The sequence below is a fragment of the Paenibacillus sp. FSL P4-0127 genome (assembly GCF_038007325.1).
Lineage (GTDB): Bacteria > Bacillota > Bacilli > Paenibacillales > Paenibacillaceae > Fontibacillus > Fontibacillus macerans.
The window spans coordinates 4,627,038-4,642,444 of record NZ_JBBOWY010000001.1 but is presented as its reverse complement, the minus strand read 5'-3'; the positions used below and the strand labels follow the sequence as shown (position 1 = coordinate 4,642,444).

At 48.2% G+C, this 15,407-nt stretch carries 15 protein-coding genes and 1 pseudogene; 8 read left to right on the top strand and 8 right to left on the bottom strand.

The window, feature by feature from the left end; genetic code table 11:
- Nucleotides 1–94: 94 nt before the first annotated feature.
- The 4 genes from NYE74_RS20975 (at nucleotide 95) to NYE74_RS20960 (ending at nucleotide 4,246) form a co-directional block, all read left to right on the top strand.
- Nucleotides 95–961 (top strand): AraC family transcriptional regulator, encoded by an 867-nt coding sequence (locus NYE74_RS20975; RefSeq protein WP_036623287.1) that lies wholly within the window; start codon nucleotides 95–97, stop codon nucleotides 959–961.
- A 161-nt stretch (nucleotides 962–1,122) separates the two neighbouring features.
- The gene (locus NYE74_RS20970) at nucleotides 1,123–2,196 is read left to right on the top strand and encodes a Gfo/Idh/MocA family protein (protein ID WP_036623285.1); all 1,074 of its coding nucleotides are present in this window, start codon (nucleotides 1,123–1,125) and stop codon (nucleotides 2,194–2,196) included.
- A 30-nt stretch (nucleotides 2,197–2,226) separates the two neighbouring features.
- Nucleotides 2,227–3,195 carry a sugar phosphate isomerase/epimerase family protein gene (locus NYE74_RS20965; RefSeq protein WP_036623283.1) on the top strand — a complete coding sequence of 323 codons (969 nt, stop codon included), beginning with the start codon at nucleotides 2,227–2,229 and terminating at the stop codon, nucleotides 3,193–3,195.
- 13 nt (nucleotides 3,196–3,208) lie between these two features.
- Nucleotides 3,209–4,246, top strand: a complete 1,038-nt coding sequence (locus NYE74_RS20960) for a Gfo/Idh/MocA family protein (protein ID WP_036623282.1) — start codon at nucleotides 3,209–3,211, stop codon at nucleotides 4,244–4,246.
- Between the two features lie 118 nt (nucleotides 4,247–4,364).
- Here the strand turns inward: NYE74_RS20960 and NYE74_RS20955 are convergent, their stop codons facing one another.
- Nucleotides 4,365–5,534, bottom strand: coding sequence for an epoxide hydrolase family protein (locus NYE74_RS20955; protein WP_036623281.1), 1,170 nt, complete (start codon nucleotides 5,532–5,534; stop codon nucleotides 4,365–4,367).
- A gap of 174 nt (nucleotides 5,535–5,708) precedes the next feature.
- On the opposite strand from NYE74_RS20955, the gene NYE74_RS20950 reads away from it, so the two are divergent.
- Together NYE74_RS20950 and NYE74_RS20945 are read left to right on the top strand one after the other, a co-directional pair.
- The gene (locus NYE74_RS20950; protein ID WP_036623278.1) at nucleotides 5,709–6,563 is read left to right on the top strand and encodes a helix-turn-helix domain-containing protein; all 855 of its coding nucleotides are present in this window, start codon (nucleotides 5,709–5,711) and stop codon (nucleotides 6,561–6,563) included.
- Nucleotides 6,564–6,733: 170 nt separating this feature from the next.
- Nucleotides 6,734–6,947, top strand: a pseudogene (locus tag NYE74_RS20945) (EamA family transporter); the annotation flags it as partial.
- 100 nt (nucleotides 6,948–7,047) lie between these two features.
- On the opposite strand, the gene NYE74_RS20940 reads toward NYE74_RS20945, so the two are convergent.
- Nucleotides 7,048–7,962, bottom strand: a complete 915-nt coding sequence (locus tag NYE74_RS20940) for a ketopantoate reductase family protein (RefSeq protein ID WP_124332196.1) — start codon at nucleotides 7,960–7,962, stop codon at nucleotides 7,048–7,050.
- 161 nt (nucleotides 7,963–8,123) lie between these two features.
- On the opposite strand from NYE74_RS20940, the gene NYE74_RS20935 reads away from it, so the two are divergent.
- Nucleotides 8,124–8,708 (top strand): TetR/AcrR family transcriptional regulator, encoded by a 585-nt coding sequence (locus NYE74_RS20935; RefSeq protein WP_036623274.1) that lies wholly within the window; start codon nucleotides 8,124–8,126, stop codon nucleotides 8,706–8,708.
- Between the two features lie 55 nt (nucleotides 8,709–8,763).
- Here NYE74_RS20935 and NYE74_RS20930 read toward each other — a convergent pair whose 3' ends face one another.
- The 3 genes from NYE74_RS20930 to NYE74_RS20920 form a co-directional block, all read right to left on the bottom strand.
- Nucleotides 8,764–9,132 (bottom strand): hypothetical protein, encoded by a 369-nt coding sequence (locus NYE74_RS20930; RefSeq protein ID WP_036623273.1) that lies wholly within the window; start codon nucleotides 9,130–9,132, stop codon nucleotides 8,764–8,766.
- A gap of 89 nt (nucleotides 9,133–9,221) precedes the next feature.
- Nucleotides 9,222–10,754 carry a M56 family metallopeptidase gene (locus tag NYE74_RS20925; RefSeq protein ID WP_063836310.1) on the bottom strand — a complete coding sequence of 511 codons (1,533 nt, stop codon included), beginning with the start codon at nucleotides 10,752–10,754 and terminating at the stop codon, nucleotides 9,222–9,224.
- Nucleotides 10,754–11,161: a BlaI/MecI/CopY family transcriptional regulator gene (locus tag NYE74_RS20920; protein ID WP_036623272.1), complete on the bottom strand. Its 408-nt coding sequence runs from the start codon at nucleotides 11,159–11,161 to the stop codon at nucleotides 10,754–10,756. The genes NYE74_RS20925 and NYE74_RS20920 overlap by 1 nt, the downstream gene beginning before the upstream one ends.
- A gap of 162 nt (nucleotides 11,162–11,323) precedes the next feature.
- Here NYE74_RS20920 and NYE74_RS20915 point away from each other — a divergent pair, with 162 nt between their 5' ends.
- The gene (locus tag NYE74_RS20915; protein ID WP_036623270.1) at nucleotides 11,324–11,632 is read left to right on the top strand and encodes a hypothetical protein; all 309 of its coding nucleotides are present in this window, start codon (nucleotides 11,324–11,326) and stop codon (nucleotides 11,630–11,632) included.
- A 57-nt stretch (nucleotides 11,633–11,689) separates the two neighbouring features.
- On the opposite strand, the gene NYE74_RS20910 is transcribed toward NYE74_RS20915, so the two are convergent.
- Genes NYE74_RS20910 through NYE74_RS20900 form a run of 3 tightly spaced genes read right to left on the bottom strand, consistent with a single transcriptional unit; the run spans nucleotide 11,690 to nucleotide 15,397 of the window.
- Nucleotides 11,690–13,231, bottom strand: a complete 1,542-nt coding sequence (locus NYE74_RS20910; protein WP_316560746.1) for a methyl-accepting chemotaxis protein — start codon at nucleotides 13,229–13,231, stop codon at nucleotides 11,690–11,692.
- A 13-nt stretch (nucleotides 13,232–13,244) separates the two neighbouring features.
- Nucleotides 13,245–14,951 carry a chemotaxis protein CheA gene (locus NYE74_RS20905; RefSeq protein ID WP_270620013.1) on the bottom strand — a complete coding sequence of 569 codons (1,707 nt, stop codon included), beginning with the start codon at nucleotides 14,949–14,951 and terminating at the stop codon, nucleotides 13,245–13,247.
- An 11-nt stretch (nucleotides 14,952–14,962) separates the two neighbouring features.
- A complete protein-coding gene (locus NYE74_RS20900) occupies nucleotides 14,963–15,397 on the bottom strand; it encodes a chemotaxis protein CheW (RefSeq protein WP_124332194.1) in 435 nt (144 codons plus the stop codon).
- Nucleotides 15,398–15,407 lie beyond the last annotated feature (10 nt).

Below are 15,407 nucleotides of genomic sequence, written 5' to 3'. Positions count from 1 at the left end.
AATCCGTTAAAGACTCCGCTGCTGCATTTATTCGATTTTCCCGTTATGATAATAGGGGCGGCAGCTTATCCGACATATAGGGAGTCAATTGGTTATGAGTTATTATCTGGAATTTCCGGAGTTCGAGGATTCAATCCCGTTCAGAGCGTTCCTAAACGACGGCATGACTATCGTTTATCCTCATTGGCATAAAGAAATTGAAATCATCTATTCCCGAAAAGGCAAGGTCAACATCGGCATTAATGAAGATATCGTTCAACTGGAGGAAGGGGAAATCTTCTTCTTCCCAAGCGGAGAAGCGCATTATTTCCTGGCTTCCCCGGATAGTGAACGCTATGTCTTCCAGTTTAACCTGAAGCTGTTTGACGAGAAAATTTTGCGGACTTCCGAAGATTCTTTGTTAAGTCTGTTTGAATCCGGGGAACGGCATAGCCGCAATTGGCCTAAGACGCTGGCTCGGAAGGCCACGGAGCTGTTGGTTCATCTTTATGGGATCGAACAGAGTAAACCCGCTGGCATGAATTATTTGACACTAGGTTATCTGTATCAATTGATTGGGGAATTCTACTTGTATTTGCCGCGGCGCAAAGAAAGAAAAGCGCCGACCAAACGATCTGCCATTCAACATAAAGAAACTTTAGATCTGCTCAATCAAGTATTCGAATACGTGGAAGATCGATACCGGGAAGTCATTGCGCTGGAGGATGTTGCCAAATTTGTGGGCTTCAGCCCTTACTACTTTACCCGTTTCTTCAAAACCAATACAGGACAAACGTTTATGCAGTTCTTGACGGAATACCGTATTAATCAAGCCAAGTTTATTTTAGCGAACGAAAAGATACCGATGGTTGAAGTTGCGGAAAAGGCCGGATTTGCCAGCGTGAAAACATTCCATCATGTTTTTAAGGAGGCGGTTGGACAATCGCCGCTGCAATACCGGAAGAATTTGAATAACCATTAAGCAAAATGGGCTTGGACAAGGAGTTCTTGTTTAAAGCCCTTTTTTAGTTCTCGATGAAGGCGCAATATTCGGGAGTTTTTTGCGGGAAAAGCGGGAAGAAAGAAGTTTCGGATTTGGCTATAATGAACTCGACAAATAGAAACGTTTTCAGGAGGATGGTTATGACATTAAAAGTAGGAATTATCGGCTGCGGCGGGATTGCAAATGGCAAGCACATGCCTGCGCTTTCAAATGTAGAAGAAGTAGAAATGGTGGCATTCTGCGACATCATCGTGGAACGCGCAGAAGCAGCAAAAGAAAAATTCGGAACCAAAGATGCGCAGGTTTTTGATGATTACAAGAAAATGTTAGCGGGTGCCGATTTGGACGTTATCCATGTTTGTACCCCTAACTCCTCGCATGCCGAATTATCCATTGCAGCCATGGAAGCGGGCTGCCATGTGATGTGCGAGAAACCGATGGCGAAAACCTCCGAAGAAGCCAGAAGCATGATTGAAGCGTCCAAGCGTACCGGCAAAAAATTAACGATCGGTTATCAAAACCGCTTCCGCACCGATTCGAGATATTTGCATGAAATTTGCAAAGAGGGCGGATTGGGAGAGATTTATTTCGGAAAAGCCCATGCGATTCGCCGTCGTGCGGTGCCAACTTGGGGCGTTTTCCTGGATGAAGAAGCCCAAGGCGGAGGTCCATTGATCGATATCGGCACGCACGCCTTAGACCTGACGCTCTGGATGATGAACAATTACAAGCCTAAATACGTGGTTGGGAAAACCTATCATGCCTTATCCCAAACCCCCAATGCCGCCAACGCTTGGGGACCGTGGGATCCGGAAAAATTCACCGTGGAAGACTCCGCTTTCGGTTTTGTTGTCATGGAAAACGGCGCAACGATCTTCCTGGAATCCAGCTGGGCCTTAAATAGCTTGGATGTGAAAGAAGCCAAAACCACCCTGTGCGGCACCAAAGCGGGCGCCGATATGAACAACGGTTTGACCATCAATGGCGAAGACCACAGCTTACTGTATGAGAAGAAAATTGAACTAAAAACGGGCGGCGTCGACTTCTACGACGGCGCGGGCGAGAAACCGGAAATTCTTGAAGCGAAATCTTGGGTAAGTGCCATCCTCAATGATACTGAACCTGTAGTGAAACCGGAGGAAGCCTTGGTGGTTACGGAAATTTTAGAAGCGATCTATAAATCTTCGCAGACCGGCGAGCCGGTATATCTATAAGCACGTGAAAAATAAAAGGAGTGATCGAAAGTGAAACTAGGTGTGTTTACCCCATTGTTTAACCATCTCAGCTTTGAAGAGATGATTGAGGAAGTGGCCAAAAAAGGATTGCAAACGGTTGAAATCGGTACCGGCGGCTCTCCGGGCAACGCTCATTTGGATATTGATCAATTGCTGGCAAGCAGCGAGGCAAGAAAAGAATACCTGGCTAAATTGGCGGACAAGGGCTTGGAAATTTCCGCGCTCAGTTGCCATAATAACCCGATTTCGCCGATAAAAGAAGTGGCTGCGGAAGCGGATGAATTACTGCGCAAAACCATCAAATTGGCAAGCTTGCTGAACGTTCCGGTTGTAAATGGTTTCTCCGGCGTATCGGGCGGGAATGCATCGGACACCCAAGTGAACTGGCCTGTATTGCCTTGGCCAACCGAATATGAGGACAGCTATACTTATCAATGGGAACAAAAGTTGATCCCTTACTGGAAGGGAATTAATTCGGAAGCGGAAGCGGCTGGCGTGAAGATCGGAATTGAGCTTCATGGCGGCTTCTTGGCCCATACGCCTTATACCATGTTGAAATTGCGGGAAGCGACCGGCAAAGCCATCGGCTGCAACCTGGATCCAAGCCACTTATGGTGGCAGGGGATCGATCCGGTGGCTGCCGTCAAGATTCTTGGCGAGGCCGGCGCGATCCACCATTTCCACGCCAAAGACACCTATTTGGATCAAGACAACATCAATATGTACGGATTAACGGATATGCAGCCCTACGGCAATGTAAAGACCCGTGCATGGACCTTCCGCTCCGTAGGCTGCGGCCATGACTTGAAGGTATGGTCGGACATCATTTCCGCATTGCGCGTTTACGGCTATGATTATGTCTTAAGTATTGAGCATGAAGATCCGATAATGTCTATTGACGAAGGATTGAGCCGTGCCATTACCAACTTAAAATCGATCATGATTCATGAACAACCCTCGGCGATGTGGTGGGCGTAAAGGAGCAAGAAGGATGTCAATCATAAATTTTGCCGTAATAGGCTATGGCGGCATGGGTTCCTACCATGCCCACAATCTTATACCTGCGGAAAGTACTCGAGTTCAAGCCGTGGGGACCTATGATATTTCCGGAGAAAGACAGCAAATATCCCAAGGCAAGGGCCTGCGGATTTATGAAAGCCTGGAAGAAGTGTTGAATGACGGAAACATCGAAGCCGTACTTATCGCAACGCCCAACGATTCTCATAAAGAAATAGCGATCAAAGCTTTACGGGCGGGGAAGCATGTGGTTTGCGAAAAGCCGGTGGCGATGAACACCCGCGAACTCGATGAGATTTTGGCGGTTGCCGAAGCGACCGGAAACGTCTTTATGGTTCACCAGAATCGCCGTTGGGACCCGGATTTTCTCATAATTCGGCAGCTGTATCAAAAAAAGACGATAGGGGATATATTCCAAATCGAATCTCGCGTTCAAGGCGCCAACGGCATTCCGGGAGACTGGCGTCATTTGCGGAAACATGGGGGCGGCATGCTGTTGGATTGGGGGGTCCATTTACTGGATCAACTGCTATGGCTGGTAGACAGTCCGATTAAGAGCGTGCAGGCGGATTTGAGCTATATCTTAGGCGATGAAGTCGATGATGGATTTATGAGCTGCATTACCTTTGAAAATGGCGTAAAGGCTTTGGTTGAGGTGGGCACCACCAACTATACCAAGCTCCCCCGCTGGTACGTAAAAGGCCTGGAAGGAACCGCAAAAATTGACGATTGGGATTTGTCCGGCGAGATCATTGCCGCTACCGGCCGCAAGGATGTCCCGGCTCCGGCGCCGATCCAAGCGGGTGTGGGACTCACCAAAACGATGGCGCCTCCTTCGGAAGAGGCCACCGAAAAAATCGCCTTCCCGGAGCCTAAAGCGGATTTTGTTCCGTTTTATCAAAATTTTTATGAGGTCGTTCGCGAAGGCGCGGAACCGATCGTGAAAAATCATGAAGTTCGCAAAGTCATGAATGTTATAGAGGATATTTTTAGGGTAAGCCATAAAGGATAATCCGGGAAATTCATTGGCCAGATGCAAATCCGCATCCAATTACCATTCAACACGAAAAAGGTTAACCAAGCGGTTAGCCTTTTCGTGTTGAAACAGCTTCGACTTCCTTCTTTAGTCTTTAGGCCTGAGCCTCGGGATGCGGCGTTCTATAAGCCCTGTAAAATGCGCGAATGTCATCGGCGAAAAGCTCCGGTTCTTCCATAGCGGTAAAATGTCCGCCGCGGGGCAGCGAAGTCCAGCGAGTTACATTCAGGTGGCGCATTGCCCATGCTTTGGGCGGCAGCAAGACATCTGCCCGGAACAGGGCAAGGCCTGTCGGAACCCCGATGTAGCCGAGTGGCGGCAAAGAATGCGCATTTTCATAGTACATATGTGCTGTCGATCCTACTGTGTTCGTCACCCAATAAATCATAATATGCGTGATGAGTTCATCCTCGCTGAATTTTTGCGCTAGGTCGCCGTCACAATCGCTCCATGCCCGGAATTTCTCTAGCAGCCAACCGGCCAAACCTGCGGGCGAGTCGGAAAGTCCATAAGCCAGCGTTTGCGGGCGTGTCGATTGAATGGACATGTAGCCTCCTTCCTGAGAGAGCCATGCCGCCGCATTATTCTTGTATTGCCGTTCTTCTTCCGAAAGCTTGGCCTGATCGGGCGAAGCCATGAGATCTCTGATAATCCCGATATCGGTGAGATGGATGCCGTATAACAACTCAGGATGGTTTGCTGCCAGGTATCTTGTTACGCCGGAGCCCATATCCCCGCCTGCGGCGGCAAATTTTTGGTAGCCCAATTCTTCTGTCATCAGCTTAGCCCACATTTCGGCGACACGAAAATTGTTGACGCCGGGGTGTTTAGGGCGGCTGGAGAACCCGAATCCGGGTATCGAAGGCACAATCACATCAAAAGCGTCCTCAGGGTTGCCGCCGTGGCTGGCCGGATCCGTAAGCAGCGGGATAATTTTTCGGTAACGAAGGTAACTGTCGGGCCATCCGTGGGTAAGAATCAGGGGCAAAGGGTTAGGTCCTTTCCCGCGCTCATGCACGAAGTGCACGTCGATCCCGTCGATATTGCAGCGAAACTGGGAAAAGCGGTTCAGCTCGGATTCTTGGGCGCGCCAATCGTAATGGTCTCTCCAATACGAAACTAGCAATTTTAAGTAACTTAATTCCGTACCTCGTTCCCAACCCTGGTTTTCAAGTTCATCCGGCCAACGGATGTGCTGCAGTCTGTATTTTAGATCGTCCAGGATTTCGTCGGAGACTTGAATATGAAAACGTTCGATAGCCATCAAGATTCCCCTCCTAAAAGTTTTGTGAGCCTTACTTCCTGAGTCAACTTCGCACAAACTTGCTTCGCCAAGCATGGACTTAGTTGTTACATCGTTATTATATCCCTCAAAATTGTGTGGTACACTGGCATAAATGAAGCATCTAACTATACTATTTGATAATAGGTGACTGCTATGCCGCAAATGGATCGATACAAAAACCGTACCGTGAACATCGAATTTGCCGCCGTGGAGGATTTTAGCAATCTTCCATATCCTGAACGTCTAACTCTGATTTTCATTACGTCCGGAAGCATGAGCGGGATATTAAACGAACGCCCGATCGTTATCGCCGCTCCCGGCGTTCTTTGCCTGGCTGAAGATGATGATCTGAAAGTCCTTGAGAAGCAGAACATTGCCGCACAATCCTTTAGTTTTCATCCCGAGTTTCTGAACAGCGTAACTCTTTCCGAAACCCAGGGTTACTTTCCGTCTGCTCCGAGAATACAAACAGGTCTTTCCTTTTTTGAATGTGATCATCCCAATAGAGGTGTGCCTCGTATAACCGAGAAAGCATATCCGCTTTTATTTGAATGGTTTTTTGTACTTGGTACGGAAGTGCAGGCGCAAAGCGATGAACGGTGGGCGTGCAGAATAAAAAAATACTTTATTCAAATTATGGGTTTGCTTGAGGATTTGAATCGCAATAGCGAACAATCGCCTGTTGATTTGGTGTTGGAATATATACACACGAATTATCCCAGAAAAATTACTTTGGAAGATTTGACGAATTGCGCTCATTTGAACCGTGTGACGCTTAATAAGTTGTTTCAGGAAAGATGCGGAACTACAGCGATCGGCTACTTGCTTTCGCATCGTTTGAAAGTAGCGGGTGATCTGTTAACGCATACGGATATGAACCTGAATGATATCGCCCGTGCCACCGGATTTGAGTATGATACCTACTTCATCAAGCAATTTACATCCAAAAAAGGGATCTCGCCGACAACGTATCGGACGATGTCCCGTAAGTTCTCGGCCGTTCAATAACGCAATGCTGAAATTGACAACATTCAAAGGATGCTTTTATAAAGCTACAGGAACGGAATACCTAAAACCTATTTTGGATGATGTGGACTTTTCTGGAGAATAGTCTCTATTTTCGCCACACAAAGGCCTTGCCGGTCATTTGTGTGGTTTTTTTGCGTTCACAACGTTCTTTTTTGAGCAGTTCTGTTGAAAAAGAAACCCCTCCTGTTTTAAAAAGTGCATTTCTGTCCACGGGAGGAGAATTAACCGTATTTATCGTATTTCCGCCAACGTTTTTATTTGACTTGGATGTTTTAGTGGTGGTGATTCCCTATGGATTAGCTCTGGGTATATTCGGAGTCGTTCTTCCGCCGCTTTTGTTTTTCAATTGGCATGCCGCATGTGGATGAACGCCAATTAGGCATTTATTGTTTAATTGGAGTTTTTTTATTTCGAGATCCTTGAAAATGCGGACTAAACATTTCAATAATCCTGACCGTACATTTTATCTTCTCTCGTGTTGATTATCTGACGCTAAGGAGAGCTTTTTATGAAACAATTCATCCAATAACAGGATTTCTGCTTTTTGGCTGACGGCATGGTTACCAAGCTTTACATCGATGATAAAGTCATTGCTCAGCATCTGGCGGTATGATGATATAATATCGCTCTCAGGCCATTCTCCCATTACCTTCATTTCAGGCGGGATTACCGGGATTCCGGCTTGCTCAACCAGGCGAATATTTTGTTTAATATCTGCGGCGACCTTGCTTAGCGTGCTCTCGCTTCTTGCCGTCTCTATATCCACCATTCCGTCATTTGTATAGAAATGCTTGTTGACTATAGCGAGCGCAGCATGTGAAACATGGAATGCCTGAATGTTATTCTGGATTTCATAATGCAAATCCGCTGCTTCTAATATTTTGGCAAGTTCTTTCAATCTTTCGGTCGTTTGTCCATGGATTTCACCAAAAATGGTTCCTTGATGTTTTTCGGAACCGAACTCTGCGTGCAGAACATCTTCTTTGATATCTCCGCCTGCACCCGGGAATCCCGGGAGTAACCGGTCGCCCACGATTTCAAGCCAGGTGTCATATCCAATGGTGTTGGTCAAGGTGACAATGGTTTTGCTCTGATTATTCTTGATCGCTGTCAGGGCAGATTCGGCTTGATCATATCGTACGGGAACAAAGATGAAATCATAAATGTCCTCGTTTTCAAGTTTTTCTATCGTCTTGACCGATGTTTGCTTTATCGTTCCATTATCGTTGTATCTCAGTCCGTTCCTTTTCAACGATTCCAGCCTCTTTCCTCGTGCCAGTAAGGTGACGTCCAGTCCTGACTGTGCAAACCTGAGTGAATATACACTGCCAATCACACCGGCGCCAAATATCAAGAGTCTATTTTGTTTGGTATCCATGATGATCCTTCCTTTCAACGAATTATTCACAGATTGCTTAAGCAACACCTGTCGGATAAAATGATAGTACAGCATTCGTATGATTTCAACCGGCAAAGTTAGCGAAAAGTCGCATAGACAACACATTGTGATAATTTGATGCTTAGTTAGGGGATATAGATATGGTAAATCAGGAAGATCCAAGGGTTTTGCGTACACGACAGTTAATAGGGGAAGCATTCAGAGATTTGTTGCAGAAGAAAGGATTTGATGCCATAACCATAAAAGATATTGCACAGAGAGCCACTATTAACCGCGCCACTTTTTATGCCCATTATGAAGATAAATATGCTTTGTTGGAAGAAATCACGGAACAGGCATTTCACGAGATGATTCCTGAACAAGTGGTGAATGCGCGGGAGTTTACCGATGAAATATGCGACCAGTTGATCTTGCTGACACATAACTACATTGTAGATTTTTATCGGATATGCAGAATAGATTCCAACGCATTTGCTACGCTTGTCGATGATAAAATAAAGAAAATGTTGCAGCAAACCATAGAAAGCATTCTTTTGAAAGAAGATACCAGACATAAGACAGACCGCGATCATGTAAAGATTATTGCGGCCATGACTGGTTCGGCAATCTATGGCGCTGCGCATTATGGGGTTACGGTTGGGGGAAACAATAGAGCTGATTTACTTGTAGATATAGTTCGTCCTTTTGTAATGAACGGACTGAGGCAGTATCGCAATGGGCTATAAGGTCCAGCAACCGGTTCATGAATCGGAGCGGCCGGTTGCTGGACGCGAATGGTTGCTACAGTCTGAGATCGAAGCCGGAAGCGCTGTTTAGCATGCGGTTCGTCCCCCATCCCGTCGCATAACCGTAGCTCGGCGACATGAGTCCTTGCCCGGCGATTGACAAAAGCGCTAGGCTCAACAGTTCTTTGTTCCGGCTGCCCAATCCGGCAATGAACGGGAACAGCATAGAGTAGGGGGATTGCGGGTAATTGCCCAGCCCCATCTCAGAAAGCCCAACATACGGATAGGAATTAAGGGATGGTGCTTCCGATAACATCGGAGTCAGGTAACTTGAAAAAGGCACCGCTCCGTTCTCCGCTTCAAGCTTTCGGACCGGGGATTCCATGCAGCGGCACACGTGGTCTCCCAATAAAGCGACTTGCATTCACGATCATCCTTTCATGCATCTGATTTATAAAAAGACTATAATTATAGTCCTTTTACCGAACAAAGCCCTACCTGCATCATTGCTTGTCAGTACAATGCCAGCTGTTCCAATTGCTCGAGACTGGACAGGTCCGTCAGCACGCTTTTGCCGACACCGAAGCCCCAATACTTGACGTAATTGTAAGGATATTGTATCGTCACCAGCACATGTCCTTCTTGTAATCCTTGTTCCCGGACCGAATCGCGAATCGGCTGCGTATCCACATAGATCGGACAATCCCTTTCGGTCTCCGAAAGTATCCGTAGGCGGGTCCGGAACTGCCCAAGCGGCAAGCTGTCAAAGTCTGACTTGAGCAGCATGGAGACGCTTGGGTTGTTGGACGGGAGGCCGCTCATTTGCTCCGCAATGCTGGACAGGGTCTGCTGACTGCGCGGATCGGTACGTTCGTCCAACCAAAACGCGTATAGTTTTGGTGAATTATCCGCATATAAAGCAGCGTACATATTGTTTGAAGGCAGCAGGCAAAAAAATAAGAAAACAAACAGGCAGACACCCGAGATAGCCTTGAGTTTGCCCTGGCGCTCGGTTCGGAAATTGGCGATCGTTCTGATCCGTTCCGCCAGTGGAGCGTGCCGGGTCACCAAGTTCGCTCCGATTCCGGGAAGAGAAGGCATGCTGTTCAACTCCCCTTGTCTAATGAGCAGCATCCCGTAGCGCGTTTGTTCCTCACGTCTGAGCAGCAGCAACACGCGCGAATCGCAGCGGATTTCCAGATCATCGCGATACTTATGTACGGCCAAGTGCACGAGCGGATTTATCCAATGAGCGATCTGCAAGGCTCGGGACAAACCGAGCAAGAGGAGGTCTTTTTGCTTGTAATGCATCAACTCGTGCAACAGAATAAACCGCAATTCTTCCGCCGAATAGTTCTTGTCGTAGTCGTATGGCAGCAAAATGACCGGCCGGCGTAATCCGTGAAGCGCGGGGAAGAGAATCCCCGATCTCATTAGACGGACATGCCCGCGTATGCCGGCTTCCTCTCGGCATTTGTCGAACAACTCAAGCAGTTCCCGGTCCTCGCATGAAAGTGCTGATCGGACAAGTCGGCGCGTCCGGCGGCTTCGTGTCCAATCGATGGCCGCATAAATGCAAATCCCGCCAATCCATACGCATGCGACCGCAATAACTACCTCCGTCAGGCTTGATTGGGTGCGGGTGGATTCGATCAATTGGTGCTCCAACGAAGGGAGGGGAATCCACGTTTCTTCGCCGTCACGGTACACACGCGTTTCCCGGGAAGGGGGGGAAAGGGCGGGTGGACCCAATACAACCTCCCTGACTTCACTCCAGCCCCTTCCTATAGAAGAGAACGCGGCGCCGACGCCGAATTGCCGCTCGTACAGGTAGGCGTCAGTCCAGTTTTCAATGCTGGTAGGACTCGGGATCGCGAAAGGCAGGCAAAGCTTTAACAGGAATAGGAGCCAGAGCCAGCATATCGTTTGGGGCCCCAGCAGTTTGCGTCCGAACCGGCGAAGCATCAGCACGAGGAGCGCGATCACGGAGGCCGCCAGCGTCAATTCGATTCCTTTCAAGGCGAGCAAAGGCAGCAGTATATCCATCAGGGCCGCTCATCCCCGCGGGGCTCGTCATTTTGGGACAACAGTTGTTTGAGCATTTCCGCCTCGCGCGGGGATAGGCCCCCGTCCTGAAGGAATCCTGCCAGAAGGGAGTGCCTGTTCCCGTTATAATACATATCCAAAAATTGCTGCCGCTCCTGCCGCAAATAAGCTTCCTCTTCGATCAGAGGAAAGTAATAATAGATTCGGCTGTCGTGTTCATCCACCTTAAAACCTGCGAATTGTTTCCTTACCAAATTTCGCAGCAGCGTCTTGATCGTGCGAAAATGCCATTCGGCTTCCATGGACACCTGATCAATGATGACACTGGCGGTGCAGTTTCTTTCCTTCCACAACACCTTCATGACGACCAGTTCGGAAGGGCTGATGCTCTGTGCTTTTTTTCTCAAAGAAAATTTCCCCTTTTCTACAGATGCGCTGGTTAGTTAAAAGATATATCGGTCGGAAGAAGGACTATGTTTATAGTCTAATGAATTTCATCTTGAGAAATCCATGTCTTTTTTCTAGAAAAATAGAATCAAAATCAGAAGAAAGGCAAAGGGAGTGCACCAATGATTTATCCAAGAAGCTTCAAGCTTCTTCTTGTACGAGTCGAAATCCCAACATATATCCCTCCTGCCAACCCAATCAAGCTGGCAGAGCAAATCAATGAGCTTGCACGCTGTATGCCAAAATCCATAATTTGGATGCAAAACCTTTGCAAACGGCAGAATGGTTTGAACTGGACAACGTACAATTTTTTTATCGATTTTTTCATAAGCATAAGCGGTTGTTTGAATGAAGGCAGACCAGATTTGTTCAGTAAGAAGCCTTTTCGCAGAATGCTGATTCTCGAAAAGGCTTCTCTATTAATAGAATGATGCGGTTTAATCTCAAAGCTTGAACACAGAAACGGAACGCTGCAGTTCTTCCGCCAGTTAGGCCAGCGATTGGGCGGTGGCAGCCGTTTCTTCACTGCTTGCGGCCGCTTCCTGCGTTGTAGCCGAGATATTCTCAACCGCGGAGAGCACGGTGGCGGTTTGCGCAGCCTGCTGCTCGCTGGCGGCAGCGATCTCTGCCACCTTTTGGCCGGCATCATTGACATAGCTGACGATGTGCCCAAAAGATTCTCCGGTGCGTTCGGACAATTCCGCACTTTCCTGCACGGATTTTACACTGGCGCGTGTATTTTCCTGCATTCCTTTAATGATGCCCGTAATTTGCTTCGTGGCTTCGCCGCTCCGTTCGGCTAATTTCCGTACTTCGTCGGCGACGACCGCAAACCCGCGCCCTTGTTCTCCGGCCCGCGCGGCCTCAATAGCGGCATTTAGCGCCAGCAGATTGGTTTGATCCGCAATATCTTCAATAACCCCGATAATTTCGCCGACTTTTTGCGAGTCATCTTCCAGTCTTGTCATCTGCAGGCTTACCGATTTCATGCTTTCGCTGGATGACTGAACGACCCCGCTGCCTTCTTCGGCGATGCGCACCGTTTCGCTGGACAATTCCGAGGCCTGTTCGGTATTGCGGGCCACAGCATGAATCGCTGAGGACAATTCTTTGAACAGCTCGCTGATGGTTTGGGCATCATTGGCTTGGCTTGCATTCCCGCTGGCAATCTCCTCGGTGCTGGCCGAAATTTGCTGCGATGCTGCGGCGAGGCTTTGGGAGTGGCTTAAAATGTTGCTGACGGTTTCCCGCAAGCTGGCCACCATGTTATTGACTCCTTGGGCGAGTTGTCCGATCTCATCCTTGGTGGATATATCCAGTGTGTTTTGCAGATTTCCGCCTGCTACTTCTTGGACGAGGTGAGCGACGCGGGCGAGGGGTCTCGATATAATCTGCGAGATCACGTATCCGAGCAAAATAGATATCACCACGGAAGCTGCGATAACAACAATGGATACATTCCGGGAGGAAACGTACAATGCTTCGCCCGCATCTTTGGTCTCGTCAGCCTCCGCCATATTGATATCGATCAAAGTGTTCAACAAGTCTCTGATTTTATTGCCGACCGTGGTCAAATCGTTGTTGATCAGCGTCTTCATCTCGTCACTGCGTCCATTCAATCCTAGTTGCACAGCTTTATCAACCAAAGGTGCATATTCATTCCAGAGTCCGTCAAACGGCTCCAAAGCAGCCGCGGATTTATCGCTCAGGACCGTATTGCGAAAAGCGTTCATATGATTCATCAGTTCTTTTTTCTCTGTTTCCAGGAGTTCTGCGTTGCTCTCTTGCGCGGCTCTGTCATCCGCCATATAGATGTTGCGAATCAGCACCCGCATGCGGGTGTAGCTGATCTGCGCCGATTGTACGGATTGTAAGGGAACAAGGCCATATTCGTACATGGACTTCACGGAACCATTCATTTTGTTCAAATTATTAAGACTATAAAAGCCAACAAAAGCGAGAATCAGAGATACTAGCAAAAATGCGGAAATCAGCTTTACGCTCGTTTTCAGATTATAGAAAAATTTCATTTAATGATGCCTCCTAAATTGATGAATTTGCCTGTGCATGGCCGGAAAGCTTAACAACGCTTTCCACGTCAAGAATAAGGGCCACATTCCCGCTGCCTAAAATGGTTGCTCCTGAAATGCCGCCGATTTTGCCGATAAAGCTGCCAAGACTTTTGATAACGATCTCCTGATTGCCCATCAGCTCGTCTACCGCCAGCGCGGCTCGTTTTTCGCCTCTTCCGATAATGACCATGGGCAAATAACGCCGAACGGGGGGACGCGGATACTGAAAATGATCGTGCAACCAGATGACAGGAATAACTTGATGACGAATCTTAATTACAGGTTTCCCGCGCAATCTTTTGATTTCTTTGGCTTCGATCCGGGTAATTTCCGCCACACTGCTCATGGGAATAATAAATACCCGCCCGCTGATATTAACGAGCAGTCCTGTGACAATGGCTAAAGTAAGAGGGAGGCGGATACGGAACAGGGTACCTTGTCCCTTAACGGTCTCAACATCGATCATGCCGCTCATTCGTTCAATATTGTTGCGGACGATGTCCATGCCGACGCCGCGCCCGGAGACATCGCTGACTGCGGAAGCCGTGGAAAAACCGGGCTTGAAGATGAGCTGCAAAGCTTCCTCATCGCTTAAGCGCCGGGCTTCGGTTTGCGATAGCAGCCCTTTGCTTACCGCGGATCCGCGAAGCTTGTCCGCATCGATGCCAGCGCCGTCGTCCCGGATTGAAATCACGACATGGTTGTCCTGATGTGCGGAGGACAAGGTGACCGTACCGCGTTCGCTTTTGCCGCTCAACCGCCGTTGCTCCGGCGCTTCAATGCCGTGATCAACGGCATTGCGCAGCAAGTGGATCAAAGGATCGCCAATTTCTTCAATTAATGTGCGATCCAGTTCGGTGTCTTTACCCTGCAAAATGAGGTCTACCTGCTTGCCCAAAGATTCGGCCAAATCTCTAATCATGCGCGGAAAACGGTTGTACAACTGCTCAATCGGAAGCATCCGGGCTTTCATCACACCGTCCTGCAGTTCGCCGATGAGCAGGCTCAAGTGATCGGAAAGCTGAAATAGCTCTTCCACAAGGTCATCAGAACCAAATCTTTGTCTAAATAACGTATTCACCTGTTGGATCCGCGTCTGATCAATAACCAGTTCACCCGCCAGATTCATCAGATGATCCAGCCGTTCAATATTGACTCGGATCGTTTGCGATTTGCTTTTTGTCTCCGTATAAACGGAGCGCTGCGCAGGAGGCTGTCCCACATCCCCCGGCAGTTCCTCCTTTGCACCTCCGGAAAATGCATTGGGGGGTTCGGGAATAACTGATTCCGAGGCAGCATTCATGCTGAACTGCTGAAGTTGCTGCAGAAGAGGAGAAATATCCGAAGTTTCGGCATCGGTTCGGACAATTTCCGCTTGGAGCCCTTTCATGACATCGAGTCCCGTGAACATTAGGTTGATCAATGGCTTGGTGACCGTTCGTTCACCGTTTCGCACTTGATGGAGCAGATGCTCAAGTTGATGGGTCACTTCCTTCATTTTGTGATAACCCATGGCTGCCGAGGAGCCTTTCAAAGTGTGCGCGGCCCGAAACAGCCGATCAACGGCCGTGTCGGTAGCCCCCTCATGCTCAAGACGCAAAACTTCTTCTTCAATATATTGAAGCTGTTCATCCAGCTCTTCTAAAAATAATGCTCGGTATTCCGATAGATCCGTCACCGGTTCGCCTCCTAGCTGTTTCCGATAAGCACTTCATCCAGCTTTAGAATTCCCACCAGGCTTTCATCAGACGCCAATCCAATACCTGTAAAATAAAAGCCGCTTACATCGGCAATCTTGTCGGGTGGAGGCTGAATGTCCCCGAAGGTAGTTACTTTGCTAACCTTGTCCACAATGATTCCGACCGCTTCCTGTTTGTGGTTGACGACCACGATACGCGTATTTTTCGTGTACTCGTCCGGCTCCAGCATAAATAAGCTTCTTAGGCTGATGACAGGTACAATCCGGCCGCGTAAATTGATGACACCCTGAACATATGAATAAGTATTGGGGATATCCGTGATTTCCTGCATTTTAATAATTTCATGAATCTCGGAGATGGAGATCGCGTAGTTCTCACCATCTACACAAAACTCGATGTACTGCTCATTGTCCGTTGAATGCATGCGCGATTTC